Genomic DNA, 1,531 nt, shown 5'->3' with positions numbered 1-1,531 from the left:
GTCGTCCGTGAAGAATGCGGATTGACCTGAAAAATAAGCAAGAATGGTCTTGAGAAAGTATTCGATTTTGCAGGAAAGCGGTGTGTGGGGCCTCACTTTCCTGCGTTTTGGGATTTCGTTTTTGGGCGGTTCGTGATTCCCTGACGGCGTCGTCGACATTGGGGAATGCGATGAGCAAACCGCGGGATGATCGCCAGAAGGACCTGCTGCTTCCGGCCCTGGATCAGATCATCGACATGGGTCATCCGCTGGTGCGGTTGGCGGCGCTGATCGACTGGAACGTGCTGAATGAGCGCTTTGGTTCGGTGTGCCAGGCAGGGTCAGGGCAGCCGGGCTTGCCGACGCGGCTGATCGCCGGCCTGTTCATTCTGAAGCACATGCACGACCTGTCGGATGAAGCGCTGTGCGCCCGCTGGATCGAGAACCCCTATTACCAGCACTTCTGCGGCGAATTGAGCTTCTGCCACCGGTTGCCGTTCGATCGATCGTCGATGACGCGCTGGCGGCAGCGGCTCGGCGAGGAGCAGCTTGTCGCGCTGATCCAGGAAAGTCTGTCGGTGGCGCACAAGACCGGCGCGATCGGCGCGAAGGACCTGGAACGGGTGGTCGTCGATACCACGGTGCGGCGGTCGCCCATCCGACCGACGCGCGGTTGATGCATCGAGCAATCGTCAAGCTGGTCGGGCTCGCCAGGCGCAACCGTGTGCCGCTGCGCCAGAGCTATCTGCGCATGGCCAAGCGCGCCGCCATCATGGTCGGCCGCTATACCCACGCCCACCAGTTCAAACGCGCCCGGCGGCAGCTCAAGTTCCTGCGGACACGGCTCGGCCGGATCATCCGCGACATCCGCCGCAAGATTGATGGCGATACAGCGCTGGAAGCTCGCTTCGGCCCGTTGCTCGGTTTAGCGCAGCAGGTGCGCAGCCAGGATCAGCACCAGCGCGGTCCAAAGGTTTATGCATTGCACGCCCCGGAGGTCGAGTGCATCGGCAAGGGTAAAGCCCGCGCGCCCTACGAGTTCGGCTGCGAGGTCAGTATCGCCACCCCCGTGACGTCTCCGAAGGGCGGCCAGTTCGTGCTTCACACCAAGGCCTTGCACGGCAATCCCTTCAATGGGCACACGCTCGGCCCCGTGATCGCCGACATGGAGAAGCTCACCGGCGTGGAGGCTCGCCGTATCTGCGTCGACAAAGGTTATCGCGGCCACAATCACCCGCATCGGTTCAGAGTCTGGATCTCGGGTCAGGTCCGCCGCGTCACAGCTCCCATCCGCCGCGAGATGAGGCGTCGCGCGGCTGTCGAGCCCGTCATCGGTCACATCAAGGCCGAGCACCGCATGGACCGCAACTATCTCAAAGGGCGTCCCGGCGACTGTATCAACGCTGTCCTCGCCGCCGCCGGCTACAACTTCGGCCTGCTCCTGCGATGGCTCGCAGAGCTCTTGCGTGCCATCATCCGAGCCTTCCTTGAGACCATCCCGGCGCCAAATATCGCCTGAGCCCGGCGCCGCGCCGGTTCTTCACAAACGACT

At 63.0% G+C, this 1,531-nt stretch carries 1 pseudogene; it reads left to right on the top strand.

Going from position 1 to position 1,531, the window contains the following annotated elements:
• Window positions 1-170 precede the first annotated feature (170 nt).
• A pseudogene (locus tag ALC15_RS40855) lies at window positions 171-1,498 on the top strand (IS5 family transposase).
• Window positions 1,499-1,531 lie beyond the last annotated feature (33 nt).

It is taken from the genome of Bradyrhizobium viridifuturi, from assembly GCF_001238275.1.
Classification (GTDB): Bacteria; Pseudomonadota; Alphaproteobacteria; order Rhizobiales; family Xanthobacteraceae; genus Bradyrhizobium; species Bradyrhizobium viridifuturi.
The sequence above is the reverse complement of the archived record's forward strand: the minus strand, read 5'-3'. Positions and strand labels throughout refer to the sequence as shown.